The organism is Phenylobacterium sp., from assembly GCF_004299445.1.
Lineage (GTDB): Bacteria > Pseudomonadota > Alphaproteobacteria > Caulobacterales > Caulobacteraceae > Phenylobacterium.
On record NZ_SCTC01000072.1, the window covers coordinates 12,689 to 27,129 of the forward strand.

Sequence of the window (14,441 nt, forward strand, 5' to 3'; positions counted from 1 at the left end):
CCGAGAGCCTGTCCGGTTCAGATGAACCATCTGAACCGGATGAACAGGCACGCTCTTTTTGGCGCAACCGGCGTCCACTACCCAACACGCTCTAGGCGCGCCCGCTATCCCTACTTCCTAGCCGCGTAGGCCTTGGCCTGCTCGCCCACCACCTCGACCAGGTTGCCCATGGCGATGTTGGCGTCGATGAGGTGCAGGCCCCAGTCCTTGGCGATCACGCCGCCGGGACCCGTGACGTCGCCATTGATGACGTCGGTGCGAGGGTCGGCCGGGTCGGCGTTCACCTTGGCTTCCAGATAGTTGAACCCATCCTTCGAGACGCACTGGCCGCTGATCAGGCCGGGCACGGTCACGAACGGCGTTTTCGGGTTCGGCTTGCCCTTCACCCACTCCGGCGTCGCCGCCGCTGAGTTGGAGATGTTGTCCGCATTCGACAGATAGGCCTTCAGCTCGCCCACGCCGCCGGCCAGAGCGGCGGGGTTCACGCAGGCCGCCTCCATCGCGGGATTGGCCGCCTTGCCGAAGCGGCTGTTGCCTGGCGGCGGGATGGTGTCGCGGAAGGTCACGTAGCTGATGGCGCAGCCCACCTGGCGGGCCGACTTGCACAGCGGGATCGACTTGAAGGCGCCGGTGTCCTTGCCCTTTTCGACGCCCAGGTTCGATCCCAGGATCAGGGCCGAGACCAGTTGCTTCTGGACCGGCTTGCCCTCGATCTCGGCCGGGATCAGCCGCTGCAGCAGGCCCGAGCCCTGGCTATGGCCGATCAGCACCACCCCGCGGCCCTTGTTCGCCGTCGCCAGGTAGTGGTTCCAGGCGTCGACCACGTCGTTGTAGCCGACCTGCCGGACGGCCGGGTCGGCGGCGCCGGCGATCGGCGTGCCGCTGACCATGGCGCGGAGGGCGGTCAGCGTGAACTGGCGGTACAGCGGCGCGTAGATCCGGCACTTGGAGCCGAAACGGGCGAGCTGCTGCTTCACCACGTTCAGCTCCTCGGCGTTGGCGGTCATGTCCGAGACCACGCCCGGGTCGTTCGACACCGTCGGATAGACGTAGAAGCAGTCGATGGGGGCCTTGGGGTCGGCCTTGAACGTCTCCACCGACGTCGAGCCATCGGCCTTCACCACGGTGGCCGTGAGGTCGATCGCGCAGGCGTCGCCCGCCTTGCCGGGCCAGCACAGCCACGTCTCGGGCTTGGCGTAGTCGTTCTTCGCCGGCGCCTGGGCGTGGGCGGCGCCGACCCCGATGCCCAGCGCCGCGCCCAGCGCCAGCGTTGCGAAAATCCGTCCCGTCATCCGCGTTTCCTCAAGCTCTCGTTTTTCGAAGACTGCGTATGATCATCGCCCGGCGAGCCGTCTCGGTCCAGCGCCCTTCATGCGGCCCGCGATTCTGCCTAAGGTCGCTGCCCACAAGTCCCGGGGGAAACGGATGGCGGCGGATACGGTAGCGAGCTGGCCGGCTCGGATCTGGGCGGCGATCGGCGGCGGTCTGATCACCCTGATCGGCGTCATCCTGCTGGGTGGCGGCGGATACCTGATCTTCCTGGGGGGCTCGCCCTACTACCTGTTCGCGGGCGCCGCGATCATCGGCAGCGGCGTCATGTTGATCCGTCGTCACCCTGGCGCGGGGCTGGTCTACGCCGCGGTGCTGGCCGCGACCCTTGGCTGGGCGCTCTGGGAGGCCTCGGGGTTCCAGTTCTGGCCTCTGCTGCCGCGCCTGTTCGCGCCGGCGGTGCTGGGCCTGTTCATGCTGCTGATCATCCCCACCGCGCCCAAGGGCCGGATGCGCGACCAGTCGCTGATGGCGGTCGGCGCGCTTTCGATCCTGGCGATCGGCGCTCTGGGCGCGTCCCTCCCGGCCACCTTCACCTGGGGCCAGGCGATGATTCCGGCCCAGGTTCGCCCCAACGCGCCCGTGGCTGAGCAGGCTTCCGACTGGCGGTCGTACGGCCGCGACAGCGGCGGCTCGCGCTACGCCCCCGTCGACCAGATCAACCGCGAGAACGTGGATGAACTGAAGGTCGCCTGGACCTTCCGCACCGGCGAGGCGGTCCATCGCGGCAACCAGGACCAGAACACGCCGCAGATGGTGGGCGACACGGTCTATGTTTGCACGCCCACCAATGTCGTGATCGCCGTCGACGCCGACACCGGCAAGGAGAAGTGGCGGCACGATCCCAAGGTGAAGCCCTTCTTCTGGAACCGCTGCCGTGGCGTGGGCTACTGGGACGGGACCAAGACCAAGCTGGCCGTCCCGTCGGCCCCGGCCGCGGTCGCCGCCGCGACTCCGCCCGCCAAGGGCGCCGCGCCCGCGTCCAAGGCGGCCCCCGTCTCCAAGGCCGAGCCTGCCTCCAAGGCCGCGCCTGCGCCCAAGGCCAAGGCTCCGGAAAAGGCGGCCGCGCCGCCCAAGCTGGTGACCACGCCGGCGCCGTCTCCGCCCGCCGCGCCGGCGGTCCAGGTCGCGGCCGCGCCGCCGGCCGGGCCGCCCGCCTGCCGCAAGCGCATCCTGTCGTCGACCATCAACGCCCAGCTGTTCGCGTTGGACGCCGACACCGGCCAGCGCTGCCCCGGCTTCGGCAAGGACGGCGTCGTCGACCTCACCGTCGGCATCGGCCCGATCAAGCGCGGCTTCTACTTCCAGACGTCGATGCCGATGGTGGCCGGCGACGTGGTCATCATCGGCGGCTGGGTCGCCGACAACCAGGAACTGCAGGAGCCGTCCGGGGTGGTCCGCGCGTTCGACGTGCGCACGGGCGAACTTGCCTGGGCCTGGGACGCGGGCAACCCGGCGATCACCAAGCTGCCGCCCGAGGGGCAGACGTACAGCCGCGGCACGCCCAACATGTGGTCGACGCCCGCCTATGACCCCGACCTGAACCTCGTCTACCTGCCCATCGGCAACGCCACGCCCGACTATTGGGGCTCGCACCGGTCCAAGGCGTCAGAGACCTACTCGTCTTCGGTCGTGGCCCTCGACGCCTCGACGGGGCGCGAGCGCTGGCGCTTCCAGACCGTGCACCACGACGTGTGGGACTACGACGTCCCGTCCCAGCCGATGCTGATCGACTTCCCGATCAAGGGGGGCTCGGCGCCGGCCCTGGTCCAGCTCACCAAGCGCGGCCAGATCTTCGTGCTGGACCGTCGTGACGGCAAACCCTTGACCCGCGTGGTCGAGGTCGGCGTCCCACAGGGGCCGCAGCCCGGCGAATGGCTCTCGCCGACCCAGCCGTACTCGGTCGACATGCCCGCGATCGGCGTCGAGCGTCTGACCGAGCAGAAGATGTGGGGCGCGACTCCCCTGGACCAGCTCTATTGCCGTATCGCCTTCCTGCGCACGCGCTACGACGGCGACTTCACGCCGCCCGGCAGTCCCGGCAAGCCCAGCCTGCAGTTCCCGGGCAACGCGGGCGGGATGAACTGGGGCTCGGGCGCTTTCGATCCGCGCCGCGGTCTGCTGATCGTCTCGGACGTGCGGATGCCCCAGACCGTCGCGCTCAAGAAGTCGGACCAGAAGGAGCTGGCCGTCACCCTGATGAAGGATCGGCCGCCCGAGAGCGCCAAGGCGATTCCCTACAAGGCCGACAACAAGTGGATGCTCAGCCCGCTGTTCGCGCCCTGCCTGCAGCCGCCGCATGGCATGCTGACCGCGATCGACGTCAAGACCCGGCAGATCGTCTGGCAGGTGCCGGCCGGCACCGCCGAGGCCCAGGCGCCGCTGGGGCTGAAGTCGCACCTGCCGATCCCGATCGGCACGCTCAGCATCGGCGGTCCGATCACCACGGCCGGCGGCGTCACCTTCCGCGCCGCGTCCACCGACCCCTACCTGCGCGCCTACGACAACGCCACGGGCGCCCTTCTCTGGCAGGGCCGGCTGCCGGTGGCGGCCGCGGGCACGCCGATGACCTACACCTCGCCCAAGACCGGCAAGCAGTATGTCGTGGTCGTCGCCGGCGGCGACCGCGTCCGCGGCGCGGGAGCGGCGAAGGCGCCCAAGGCCGACTATGTCATCGCGTATGCGCTGAAATAGGACGCCTCCCCACCCGCTCAGGCGGCTGGCGATTCTTGCGGGCAGGGGGTGGATACGCCGCCGGATCCATGCCGGATGTGCAGAACTCTTCTGCAAAAAAGGTGGCTACCGCGACGGCGAATGGCCCATTACTTGCTGCCTCGCACCGGCGATGTGCCGGTTCGAGGAGATAGGGACGTGAAACTGTTTCTGGCGATCACCACCCTGGCCGGCTCGATTGGCCTGCTGGTCAGTGATTGGGCCGGGCACGCCTTCCCCTACCTGTAGTCGCGCCAGAGCGTGTTGGGCGAAAGTGGAAGCCGGTTTCGCCCCGAAACGCGCTCTAAATCAATGAGATCGGGCCTGTTCATCGGGCTCAGATGATTCCATCTGAACCCGACAGGCTCTAGTCGCGAGCCCGCAGCTCGCTCAGCACGCGCGCCAGGTCGCCCTCGCGGAAGGGCTTCTGAAGGACCGGGGAGCCCCGATCGACATCCCGAAGGCCCGCATCGCCATAGCCGGTGGCGAACGCAAACGGGGCGCCCTTCTCACGCAGCAGGTCCGCCAGCGGGAAGATCGGCTGTCCGCCCAGGTTCACGTCCAGGACAGCGCAATCCAGTTCGGCGCTGTTGGCCAGTTCAATAGCTTCGTCGAGACGCGAGGCGGGGCCCACGACCGTGCAGCCGAGATCGCTCAGCATGTCCTCGATCAGCATCGAGACCATCATTTCGTCTTCCACGACGAGGACGCGCAGGCCCTTAAGGTCGGCGTGACTGGTCATTCCCCGAACTCCAACGTGGGCGGCTAGGTCACCCGGCATCCGTGCATACCATCTCTGTCTAGTTGAACATGGATTGAATGTCGCGCCCACCATTCCAGCGACCGCTACGCCCGGGACCGGAACGCCGATCGCCTCGCAATGGTTGCCTGCGAAATCCTGACGTCGCCTGCGCCGACGCGCCGCACCGGGTGCGGCAGGGGGTCTTCGTGTTTGGGAAACCACTTCCTGGGAAAATGCTCACAGGTTGAGGACCGCGAGATGTTCGACTTCACCGTAAGGGCCCGGAGCGGCCACTGGGTTCTGCAGGATGCCGAAGCCGGCGACCTGGGCGCCTATGAAACGCACCAGGAAGCCCTGGCGGCGGCCAGCGACTGGGTCCGCCTCATCGAGATGCCGTGGCCGATTCTCGTCTGCGACGAAGACGGCGAGTGGCGTCAGACCATCGTCGAGCCGACCCGCCCGCACTAGCCGGGCCCCGACCTTTCCTTGTTGAACGCTTTGGCCGGCTCGCCGGTGGCGCGGCCTTGGGCGGGCCTGAAGCGTCGGCGCATCCAGGCGCCGCCAGTCCCCAAGGGCGGCGCGTAGTAGGTCGCGCGCCTCACCATTACAGGCGCGTAAAGTATTAAGTCGCTGTAACATTCTTAAATCGACGTCATTACTCCCTATTCACGGGAATTAACGGCATGTCCGAAGTATTCGTTTCCTTGCCGGCGGACAACACCGCCGGAGCACAACCGCCCCGAAGGAAACGACCATGAAGAACCTCACCGCCCAAGTCTCCGGCCTCGCCATGCTGGCCCTCGCCGCTCTGCCCATCGCCGCGCTGCCGGCTTCCGCGCTCGCCGCCCCCGCCTCGGTGAAGATCGCCGACATCAACCTGCTGACCCCCGAAGGCATGTCGACCTTCTCGAAGCGCGCCGACTACGCGGCCCGCGACTTCTGCCGCGACGAGCGGAGCCTCAGCGCCGCCGCGCACTGCCGCGTCGCCATCAAGACTGAGCTGAACGAGAAGGTGGCCGGGATCCGCGCCGCCAAGCTCGAACAAGCTTCCACGACGTTCGCCGCCCGCTAGCTCTCCCTTCGAAGCGGACGTGCGAAAGGGCCCGCAGCCGCCCCAGCTGCGGGCCTAATCGCGTCCGGACCTCGGACGGCTAGTCGAGGTCGATCGTGAAACGCATGCCGGCGACGATCGCCGTCTTACGGCCCCGTTCGCCACCGGGATGGTGGACGAACTGCAGATCGGGCTGGACGGTCAGGCGGCCGATCGTGTCCGAGTAGGTGATTTCCAGGCCGCTCTCGGCCTTGCCGGGCGCCGCGCCCGTGTCGCGGATGTTGGCCCGATACTTTTTCGACAACCAACCCTGGTGCAGGCCGATCGAGAACGCGCTGTCGGGACGACCCGCCACCACCTGATCCCAGCGCAGGCCTGCCTGCCAGCCGCCCCGGAAGGGTGAGGTGTCGCCGTCCGACAGGCCCAGGCGCACGAAGGCGCTGCCGCGCGGGGCGTCGTCCTCGCCGAAGATGCGGCCTTCTCCAAGCACATAGGCGCCGTAGGCCGGGCTGCGCTCGGGATCGCCGGTTGCGGTCACGTCGCGCACGTCGCTCTGGCGGTCGGTATACGTCCAGGCGCCGGCGGCCAGGCGGACACGGCCCGAGTGGCCGGCCTCGCCGATCAGGATGGCGCCGCGGTCCAGCCCGCCCTGCAGATCGCCCGGCGCCTCGAAGGCGCCCGCCTTGGCGCTCACCACGGCGGCCTGGGCATAGCCGCCCGTTTCGCCGCCCGCCCGCACGCGGACGGCCATGGCGGTAAGCGGGAAGATGGAGGGGCCATTGGGGCCGGTCGACGCCAACTCCGAGCCGATGCCGAACGGCGGCGCGATCAGCTGGCTTGAGGAGTCGGTGGCGTAGAATTCGCTGTTCAGGTCGTAGAGGCCGGCCCGGATGCTGGCCGCCCCGCCCGCCAGCGACTGCTCGATCCACAGTTCGTAGAGACGCAGGCGTGCGCGCGAGACCTCGATGTTGTCGACGCCCTGAAGCGTCCCGGCCACGTCGTTCGGCCGCCCGCCCATGTTGTTGAGCACATAGGCGTGGAGCTTGGCGCCCTTCCAGCCGATGGCGCGCTCAAGATCCCCGTCCAAGGTCACGTCCAGGTTGTCCAGATATCGGCCGGCCTTGGCGGCTCCGCCTTGGACGGGGCCGATAAGGTCTGCCGTGTAGACGACGTCATGGCTCCAGACGGGCGAGTCCTCCGCGTGTGATATCGAAGGTAGTGCAACGGCAGAAGCAACAAGTGTTGCTACACGGAAGTCGAATACTGACCTGTTCATGCAATCTATGTCTCTGCAGTGGGACGTCCGACCTAGGCGAGCAGCGTGAAACTTGTGTAAATGCAGAGCATTCACCATTTTGGGTCAGTCCTGGGATTTACGTGACATTAAGCCGCGGGGCGCTTTCTCTCCGCCATCACCGGATGGGGGTCCGTTTTGCTCAATAGTATTCGTCAAAAGGTTGTATTTTCCGGTATCGCGGTCCTGGCGCTGGGCGCTGCGTCGGCGGGTTGCGGACTCTGGGTCGCCGCCACGCTTACGGACGCGCTGCACCGGTCGTCGGTCTCGTCGACGCTGCTGCGCAATCACCTTCACGCCGACATGATGCACGATGCGCTGCGCTCGGACGTGCTGTCGGTGCTGGCCAGCGCCGACCCCGAAATGGGGATCAATCTGGCGGATGCGACCAAGGACCTGACCGAGCACGAGAAGGAGTTCCGGGACGCGCTGCGCGCCAGCCGTGAACTGGCGGTCGATCCTTCGATCCAGCAGGCCCTCGACGCCCTCGCCCGGCCGCTGGACGACTACATCCGCCAGGCGACGGAGATCGGAAGGCTCGAGGCCACCGATCCGGCTGCGGCCAAGGCCCGGATGCCCGCGTTCAAGCAGAGCTTCGACACGCTGGAAGTCGCCATGGCCGCCGCTTCAGACAAGATCGAGGCGGCGGCCAGCGCCGACGCCGCCGCAGCCGAGCGGCAATCCCTCGTAGGAAAGTCGCTCATGGCGGGTTCGGTCGCTGTCGCGATCCTGTTCGGGATCGGGCTGGTGATCCTGGCGTTGCGCTCGGTGGTGCGGCCGATCAACGACCTGGCCGAGGAGATGGGCCACCTGGCCGACGGCGATATCGACCGCGAGCTGAAGAGCGCCGAGCGTCGCGACGAAGTGGGCGACATCGGCCGCGCTGTACGCCGCTTCCAGGAGATGATCGTCGCCAAGGCCGCGGCTGAGGCCGACGAACGCCGGCGTCTCGCCGAGATGGAGGCCGAGAGCTCCGTCAATGCCGAGCGGCGGGCTCGCGAGCAGGCTCTGCGCGACGTGGTCGAGCGGCTGGCCGACGGCCTGCATCGCCTGTCGGCCGGCGAGCTGGACTTCCGCCTGGAGCAGACCTTCGACGGCGACTACGAGCGCCTGAGGGTCGATTTCAACGACGCCATCGCAAAGATGGAAGACACGCTGCGCACCATCGTGGACGCCGCCGAGGCGATCCGTTCGGGTTCCGGCGAGATCGGCGCCGCCGCCGGCGACCTGTCGCGACGCACCGAACAGCAGGCGGCCAACCTCGAGCAGACGGCGGCTGCCCTGGACGAGGTCACCGCCACGGTCGCAACGTCGGCCCAGGGCGCCCGGCGCGCCCAGGCGGTCGTCGCGGCTTCGAAGTCCGACGCCGAGGACTCCAGCGTCATCGTCCGCGAAGCGGTTCAGGCCATGAGCGGCATCGAGCAGTCGTCGCAGCAGATCGGCCAGATCATCGGCGTCATCGACGAGATCGCGTTCCAGACCAACCTGCTGGCGCTGAACGCCGGCGTCGAAGCGGCCCGCGCGGGCGAAGCCGGCAAGGGCTTCGCGGTCGTGGCCTCGGAGGTCCGCGGTCTGGCCCAGCGCTCGGCCGAGGCCGCGAAGGAGATCAAGGCGCTGATCTCCAATTCGACCCAGCAGGTGGGCCAGGGCGTCGACCTCGTCGGCCGTACCGGCGAAGCACTGGAGCGCATCCTGGGCCAGGTGACCGAGATCAACAGCCTGGTTTCAGACATCGCCCAGTCGTCCGCCGAGCAATCGACCGGCCTGGCTGAGGTCAACTCGGCCATGAACCAGATGGACCAGATGACCCAGCAGAACGCCGCGATGGTCGAGCAGTCGACCGCCGCGACCCTGACTCTGAACCAGCAGGTGGATCACCTGTTCGCCCTGGTCCGGCAGTTCCGCATAGGCGGCGCGTCTGCTCGGACCGCGGCCGCGCGGACGCGCCACGCCGCCTGACCCGGAAAGCCCCGCCCGGACTTGCGGTCAGGGCGGGGTCTCGGCTTCGCGGCCTATGCGGCGGCGTCGACCAGCACGATTTCGGCGTCTTCCAGGGCCGTGACCTTCAGCACGTCCTCGTCCTTCACCGCCGCGCCGTCGCGGGCGTTCAGGCGAACGCCGTTGACCTCGACCGAGCCGACCGCGGGGACGAGATAGGCGTGGCGGTCCTTCCCCAGCACGTACTCGGTGGTTTCGCCGGCCTTGAGGGTGGCGCCCGAGACGCGGCCGTTGGTGCGGATCGGCAGTGCGTCGTCGTCGCCGGGCACGCCGCTGGCCAGGGTTACGAACTTCCCCGCCCGGTCGCCCTTCGGGAAGGGCTTGGCGCCCCAACTGGGCTTGCCGCCGGTGGTGGAGGGCTCGATCCAGATCTGGAAGAGCGTCGTGGTCTCCGGCTCAAGGTTGTACTCGGCGTGGCGAATGCCGCTGCCGGCGCTCATCACCTGCACGTCGCCGGCTTCGGTCCGGCCCTGGTTGCCCAGGCTGTCCTGGTGGGTGATGGCGCCCTGACGGACGTAGGTGACGATTTCCATGTCGGCGTGCGGATGCGGCGGGAAGCCGGAGTTGGGGGCGATCTCGTCGTCGTTCCACACCCGGATCGGGCCCCAGCCCATGTTGTCCGGGTCGTAGTAGCTGGCGAACGAGAAGTGGTGGCGGGCCTTGAGCCAGCCGTGGTCGGCGCCGCCGAGGCGCGCAAAGGGACGCTTGTCGATCATCTGTGTCTCTCCTTAGGCGCGGGGGAGCGCGCCGTCTTGGGAGGACAAGGTAATATGTCTCATTCGGGGATAAATGGGCATTTCAGAAGATGATTGTATCCATATGGGCATGAATAGGCCGAAGCTGACACAAGCCTGCGCCGGCGTGTCAGCCGTCGTTCATCACGGCTCAGCTTCAGTGGCGGCCATACCGGCTATGGAGGCCCCGATGTCCAAGACGATCTACCTGGCGGCCTTCGCGGCCCTGACCCTGGCCGGCGCTGCGAGCGCCCAGCCCTATCGTGGCGGCTCGGCCACGCTGTACGACCAGCCCAACTTCCAGGGCAATTCGGTCACCATCACCCAGTCGGCGCCTGATCTCGGCAAGTGGCGCTTCAACGATCGCGCCCAGAGCGCCCGCTTCGAAGGGCGCTGGCTGATCTGCGAGCACGACGACTTCCGCGGCCGCTGCCAGGAGGTCCGCGGCGAGGTGGCCAACCTGCACACTCTGGGGCTGATGGCCCAGGTCTCGTCGATGGAGCCGGCCGGCCGGCCCGGCGGCGGCTATCCGGGCGGTCCCGGCGGCGGCTACCCCGGCGGCGGCTGGCAGGGCGGCTCGCGTGGCGTCGACGGCGCCCGCACGGTCTTCTTCGCGCGCCCGACCGTCCGCGGCGTGGACGTGGCGGCGGGCGACCGCGGCGCCAACGCCTTCTGCCGCGCGCAAGGCCTGGGCGGCGCGGTCTGGTTCGACTCCAGCGAGCGGGCCCGTGAGGCGATCGGCCCCGACGGCGAACCGGTCGGTCGCTCGTCGGTGATCCGCGACCTGCTCTGCCGGAAGTACTAAGCCTTCGCTGGCCGCTCTCCTGCGGGCGATTCAATCGCGGAGAGCGCAGAGATTCGCAGAGGAGAGAGGTCGGCCCGCCGCTCTGCGTCCCTCCACGGTCTCCGCGGTTCAACCGACAGCGCCTGCGGTTCGCAAGCTGTCGGACAGGTCGGCGCGACCTCGCCCGCTGGACCGACCCCGCCCTCGGCGGCTTCGCAAATCGGGCTGCGTCCCGCATGCTTGCTGAAACCGGGGGCCACGATGTTTCGAGCTTTGGGGGTGATCGCTGTCGCTGGACTCCTTATGGGCGCCGGCCCACCCCCTGGCGCCTCCGGCGACTGGCGTCCGCTCGACCCGGACAACACCGTCGTCATCGGCACGACCAAGGGCCAGGTGATCGTCGAACTGCGGCCCGAGTTCGCGCCGCAGGGCGTGGCGCGGATCCGCCAGCTCGTGCGCGAGGGCGTCTACGACGGCCTGCAGTTCCACCGCGTCCTGGACGGTTTCGTCGCCCAGACCGGCAATCCCAACAACCGCGACGGCGGAGCGTCGAAGCATCCGGATCTGCCCCCTGAGTTCTCGTTCCGGATCGCGCCGGAACTGGCCGCCGTCGTCGTGGAGCGCAGCGACGCCCGTGAAGGCTTCGTGGGCGCGACGCCTTTCCAGGCGGTGTCGGCGGCCGAACAGGCGCTGCGGCCCGATCCCCGCATCCGCGGCTGGGGCGCCTATTGCCCGGGCGTCGTCGGCATGGGCCGCCAGGCCGATCCCGGCACCGCCAACAGCGAGATCTTCTTCATGCGCGCGCCCGCGCGCCGGCTGGACCACGAGTACACGGTGGTCGGACGCGTCGTCGCGGGCCAGAGCGCGATCAACACCGTGGCGGTCGGCGAGCCGCCCAAGGTTCCCGACCTGATGCTCAAGGTCCGCATGCTGGCCGACCTGCCGCCGCCCGAGCGACCCAGCCTCGAGGTGATGGACACCCGCGGGCCGGCCTTCCAGGCCCGGGTCGCCGCGCTCAAGCGGGAGAAGGGGGCGGCGTTCACCATCTGCGACGTCGAGGTGGTTTCGCGCGTCAGGTGAACCGCCGTGCGACGATGCGCGCAGTTGTTGCAGATCGGGCGTTCACCCTAAACGCCGCTCCATGCGTTACGAAGTTGTCGAAGAGACCGGCGAGTGGATCGTCCGCAGTGAAGGATCCGAGTTGGCCCGCTTTCCGGACCAGGACGCCGCGCTGCAGGATGTCGCCACCCGACTGCGCGACGCCGATGGCTCGACGCCCGCTTCGCTGTCGGTTCGCTACCAGCCCAAGGCCGGCTAGCGCTTCCCCTTGCCCTTCCGCGCCGGCGCGGGCCACATCGCGGGCTGAGCAGCCAGCGGGGCCAAGTTGAAGTTCCTGAAATCCCTGAGCGTCCAGGTGCTGATCGCGCTTGCCCTGGGCGTGGCCGTCGGCGCCGCCGCTGCGGCCTATGGCGGCGGTCCGGCCACCCGCGTGGTCGAAGGCGTCGAGGCGCTGGGCGGCCTGTGGCTCAACGCGCTGCGGATGACCGTCGTGCCGCTGATCTTCGCGGTGCTGGTCAGCGGCATAGCCCAGGTGTCGGACGCCGCGGCCACCGGCCGGCTGGCGGTGCGCGCTGTGGTCTGGTTCCTGGCCCTGCTGCTGCTGTCGGCGGTCACCTCGGTGCTGCTGGTCAACGGCGTGCTCGCGGCCTGGCCGGTGAGCGAGGCGGCCTCCGCGGCGCTGCGGGCCGGCGCCCAGGCGCCCGCCGCCGACATCGCCACGGCCCCTGACTTCGTCGCCTGGGTGAAGAGCCTGGCGCCCTCCAACCCGATCAAGGCCGCCGCCGAGGATGCGATCCTGCCGGTGGTGGTGTTCGCCATCTTCGTGGGCTTCGCGATCACCCGCCTGCCGGGCGGCAAGGGCCGGGTCCTCCTCGACGTGTTCGACGCCTTGGGCGAGGCGATGATCGTCATCGTCCGCTGGGTGCTGGTCGTGGCGCCGCTGGGCGTCTTCGCGCTCGGCCTGGGCGTCGGCCTGCGCGCGGGTGTCGGCGCGGCGGGCGTGCTGGGCCAGTACATCATTGTGGCCTCGATGGCGGGGCTGGTCATCGCGATCATCGGCTACGTCCTGGCCATTGCCGTCGGCCGGGTGCCGGTCGGCCGCTGGGCGCAGGCCACCTCGCCGGTGCTCGCGGCGGCCTTCGCCACCCAGTCGTCGCTGGCCTGCCTGCCGGCGATGATCGAGCGGTCGCGCGACGAACTCGGCGTGCCCGAACGGATCGCCAATGTGGTGCTGCCGCTGGCGGTGGCGGTCTTCCGCTTCACCAGCCCGGCCGTGAACCTGGCCGCCTGCATCTTCGTGGCCCACGTCTACGGCCTGCAACCCACGGCGCTGCAGTACACCGGCGCCGTCTTCGTGGCCCTGGCGGTCAGCGTGGGGTCGGTAGGGCTGCCGGGGCAGGTGTCGTTCATCGTCAGCGTGGCGCCCATCTGCATCGCCCTGGGCCTGCCGATCGACCTGTTGCCCATCCTGCTGGCCGTCGAGGTCGCCCCCGACATCTTCCGCACCCTGGGCAACGTCACCGGCGACATGGCGGTGACCGCGATCCTGGCGAAGGACGAGCTGGAGCCCGACGCAGCGGAAGCTAGCCAAGCCTGAGCCGTTCCGGCAGGTTCCCGCCCGACATGACGCAGAACGAACCCTTCTTTCGAAAGGACGGCGAACTTTTCGTCCCCACCAACGCCGGCATCGGCCCCTGGGACAAGAACTCGCTGCATGGCCGGGTGATCATCGGCCTGCTGGGCGCCGAGATCGAGCGCCGCCACGGCGGCGCCGACTACATGCCCGCCCGCCTGACGGTCGACATGTACAAGCTGCCCGACCTGTCGCCGGTCGAGGTGGTCACCCGCGCGGTCAAGGATGGCTACCGCATCAAGGTCATCGACGCCGAGTTCATCTCGGGCGGCGTCAGCGCAGGCCGCGCCACCTGCCAATTACTGCGCAAGACCGAGAACGCCCCCGGCAACGTCTGGAAGCGCGAGCCTTGGGGCGCGCCGGCCCCCGACGACACGCCGCCCCAGGACGGCCCGATGGGCGGCATGTGGAAGATGCGTCCGATCTCCGGGACGATGCGCGGCTTCGAGCCCCGCCGCACCTGGATGGCCGAGGTGCGCGAGATCGTCGACGGCCTCGACCTCACGCCCTTCCAGCGCGTCGCCGTGGCCGCCGACTTCGCCAGCCCCTTCGCCCACGTCGGCGACCAGGGCCTGGGCTACATCAACACCGACGTCACCGTGTACCTGCACCGTGAACCGGTGGGCGAGTGGATCGGCTTCGAAAGCCTCACCCACGGCGCCACCGACGGCGTGGCCGTGGGCGACTGCCTGCTCCACGACATCGAAGGCCACATCGGCTCCGCCAGCTGCACCGCCCTGGCCCAGAAGCGAAAGCTCTGAAGTTTCCCTCGCTTCGGGGGGGACATCCGCACGTCCTCTGAGCACCATCCGAGACCTGTCGACGAGCGGGCGTTCTCAATGTCGCCCGTGGGTGGCTTGCGGACTTTACCTCCCGCCGCTGCGCGGGGGAGGTAGGGTCCACGACGGGTCGAAGCCATTCCTCGGCGTCTCGCCAGACACCGGACACTAGGCGGCGTCTTGACGAACCCAGATGAATGTTCTACCTTTGTTCTCATGTCGACCGAGGCCGCCCGCGATGCGCGTGAGCTCCAGATGCTGGAGGGGCTCGTCGACTGCGCCTACGGATTGGCGACGACGCTGGCTGCGGCGGCGAAGGCCGAACC

The 14,441-nt window shown here is 68.8% G+C and carries 13 protein-coding genes; 9 read left to right on the plus strand and 4 right to left on the minus strand.

Going from position 1 to position 14,441, the window contains the following annotated elements:
• Window positions 1-110: 110 nt before the first annotated feature.
• Window positions 111-1,292: a DUF3089 domain-containing protein gene (locus tag EPN98_RS20020; protein ID WP_293364697.1), complete on the minus strand. Its 1,182-nt coding sequence runs from the start codon at window positions 1,290-1,292 to the stop codon at window positions 111-113.
• Window positions 1,293-1,425: 133 nt separating this feature from the next.
• Here EPN98_RS20020 and EPN98_RS20025 point away from each other — a divergent pair, with 133 nt between their 5' ends.
• Window positions 1,426-4,023, plus strand: a complete 2,598-nt coding sequence (locus EPN98_RS20025; RefSeq protein WP_293364698.1) for a PQQ-binding-like beta-propeller repeat protein — start codon at window positions 1,426-1,428, stop codon at window positions 4,021-4,023.
• 385 nt (window positions 4,024-4,408) lie between these two features.
• On the opposite strand, the gene EPN98_RS20030 is transcribed toward EPN98_RS20025, so the two are convergent.
• Window positions 4,409-4,783, minus strand: a complete 375-nt coding sequence (locus tag EPN98_RS20030) for a response regulator (RefSeq protein WP_293364699.1) — start codon at window positions 4,781-4,783, stop codon at window positions 4,409-4,411.
• 258 nt (window positions 4,784-5,041) lie between these two features.
• Between EPN98_RS20030 and EPN98_RS20035 the strand changes: the two genes are divergently transcribed.
• Both EPN98_RS20035 and EPN98_RS20040 read left to right on the plus strand, forming a co-directional pair.
• The gene (locus tag EPN98_RS20035; RefSeq protein WP_293364700.1) at window positions 5,042-5,251 is read left to right on the plus strand and encodes a hypothetical protein; all 210 of its coding nucleotides are present in this window, start codon (window positions 5,042-5,044) and stop codon (window positions 5,249-5,251) included.
• A 286-nt stretch (window positions 5,252-5,537) separates the two neighbouring features.
• Window positions 5,538-5,855, plus strand: coding sequence for a UrcA family protein (locus EPN98_RS20040; protein ID WP_293364701.1), 318 nt, complete (start codon window positions 5,538-5,540; stop codon window positions 5,853-5,855).
• 79 nt (window positions 5,856-5,934) lie between these two features.
• Here EPN98_RS20040 and EPN98_RS20045 read toward each other — a convergent pair whose 3' ends face one another.
• Window positions 5,935-7,110: a carbohydrate porin gene (locus EPN98_RS20045; protein ID WP_293364702.1), complete on the minus strand. Its 1,176-nt coding sequence runs from the start codon at window positions 7,108-7,110 to the stop codon at window positions 5,935-5,937.
• 156 nt (window positions 7,111-7,266) lie between these two features.
• Here EPN98_RS20045 and EPN98_RS20050 point away from each other — a divergent pair, with 156 nt between their 5' ends.
• On the plus strand, window positions 7,267-9,087 hold the full coding sequence (locus EPN98_RS20050) for a HAMP domain-containing methyl-accepting chemotaxis protein (RefSeq protein ID WP_293364703.1): 1,821 nt from the start codon (window positions 7,267-7,269) through the stop codon (window positions 9,085-9,087).
• Window positions 9,088-9,140: 53 nt separating this feature from the next.
• On the opposite strand, the gene EPN98_RS20055 is transcribed toward EPN98_RS20050, so the two are convergent.
• The gene (locus EPN98_RS20055) at window positions 9,141-9,842 is read right to left on the minus strand and encodes a pirin family protein (protein ID WP_293364704.1); all 702 of its coding nucleotides are present in this window, start codon (window positions 9,840-9,842) and stop codon (window positions 9,141-9,143) included.
• 208 nt (window positions 9,843-10,050) lie between these two features.
• Between EPN98_RS20055 and EPN98_RS20060 the strand changes: the two genes are divergently transcribed.
• From EPN98_RS20060 to EPN98_RS20080, 5 genes are all read left to right on the plus strand, one after another.
• Entirely contained in the window at window positions 10,051-10,665 is a 615-nt protein-coding gene (locus EPN98_RS20060) for a beta/gamma crystallin-related protein (protein ID WP_293364705.1), read from the plus strand.
• A 258-nt stretch (window positions 10,666-10,923) separates the two neighbouring features.
• Window positions 10,924-11,724, plus strand: coding sequence for a peptidylprolyl isomerase (locus tag EPN98_RS20065; RefSeq protein ID WP_293364706.1), 801 nt, complete (start codon window positions 10,924-10,926; stop codon window positions 11,722-11,724).
• A 61-nt stretch (window positions 11,725-11,785) separates the two neighbouring features.
• Window positions 11,786-11,962, plus strand: coding sequence for a hypothetical protein (locus EPN98_RS20070; protein ID WP_293364707.1), 177 nt, complete (start codon window positions 11,786-11,788; stop codon window positions 11,960-11,962).
• A 66-nt stretch (window positions 11,963-12,028) separates the two neighbouring features.
• Window positions 12,029-13,300: a dicarboxylate/amino acid:cation symporter gene (locus tag EPN98_RS20075; RefSeq protein ID WP_293364708.1), complete on the plus strand. Its 1,272-nt coding sequence runs from the start codon at window positions 12,029-12,031 to the stop codon at window positions 13,298-13,300.
• Window positions 13,301-13,326: 26 nt separating this feature from the next.
• Window positions 13,327-14,097 (plus strand): acyl-CoA thioesterase domain-containing protein, encoded by a 771-nt coding sequence (locus tag EPN98_RS20080; protein WP_293364709.1) that lies wholly within the window; start codon window positions 13,327-13,329, stop codon window positions 14,095-14,097.
• Window positions 14,098-14,441 lie beyond the last annotated feature (344 nt).

Coding starts and splice junctions, on each gene's coding strand:
- EPN98_RS20020 (WP_293364697.1), bottom strand. CDS start 1,292: ATGACGGGACGGATTTTCGCAACGCTGGCGCTGGGCGCGGCGCTGGGC.
- EPN98_RS20025 (WP_293364698.1), top strand. CDS start 1,426: ATGGCGGCGGATACGGTAGCGAGCTGGCCGGCTCGGATCTGGGCGGCG.
- EPN98_RS20030 (WP_293364699.1), bottom strand. CDS start 4,783: ATGACCAGTCACGCCGACCTTAAGGGCCTGCGCGTCCTCGTCGTGGAA.
- EPN98_RS20035 (WP_293364700.1), top strand. CDS start 5,042: ATGTTCGACTTCACCGTAAGGGCCCGGAGCGGCCACTGGGTTCTGCAG.
- EPN98_RS20040 (WP_293364701.1), top strand. CDS start 5,538: ATGAAGAACCTCACCGCCCAAGTCTCCGGCCTCGCCATGCTGGCCCTC.
- EPN98_RS20045 (WP_293364702.1), bottom strand. CDS start 7,110: ATGAACAGGTCAGTATTCGACTTCCGTGTAGCAACACTTGTTGCTTCT.
- EPN98_RS20055 (WP_293364704.1), bottom strand. CDS start 9,842: ATGATCGACAAGCGTCCCTTTGCGCGCCTCGGCGGCGCCGACCACGGC.
- EPN98_RS20060 (WP_293364705.1), top strand. CDS start 10,051: ATGTCCAAGACGATCTACCTGGCGGCCTTCGCGGCCCTGACCCTGGCC.
- EPN98_RS20070 (WP_293364707.1), top strand. CDS start 11,786: ATGCGTTACGAAGTTGTCGAAGAGACCGGCGAGTGGATCGTCCGCAGT.
- EPN98_RS20080 (WP_293364709.1), top strand. CDS start 13,327: ATGACGCAGAACGAACCCTTCTTTCGAAAGGACGGCGAACTTTTCGTC.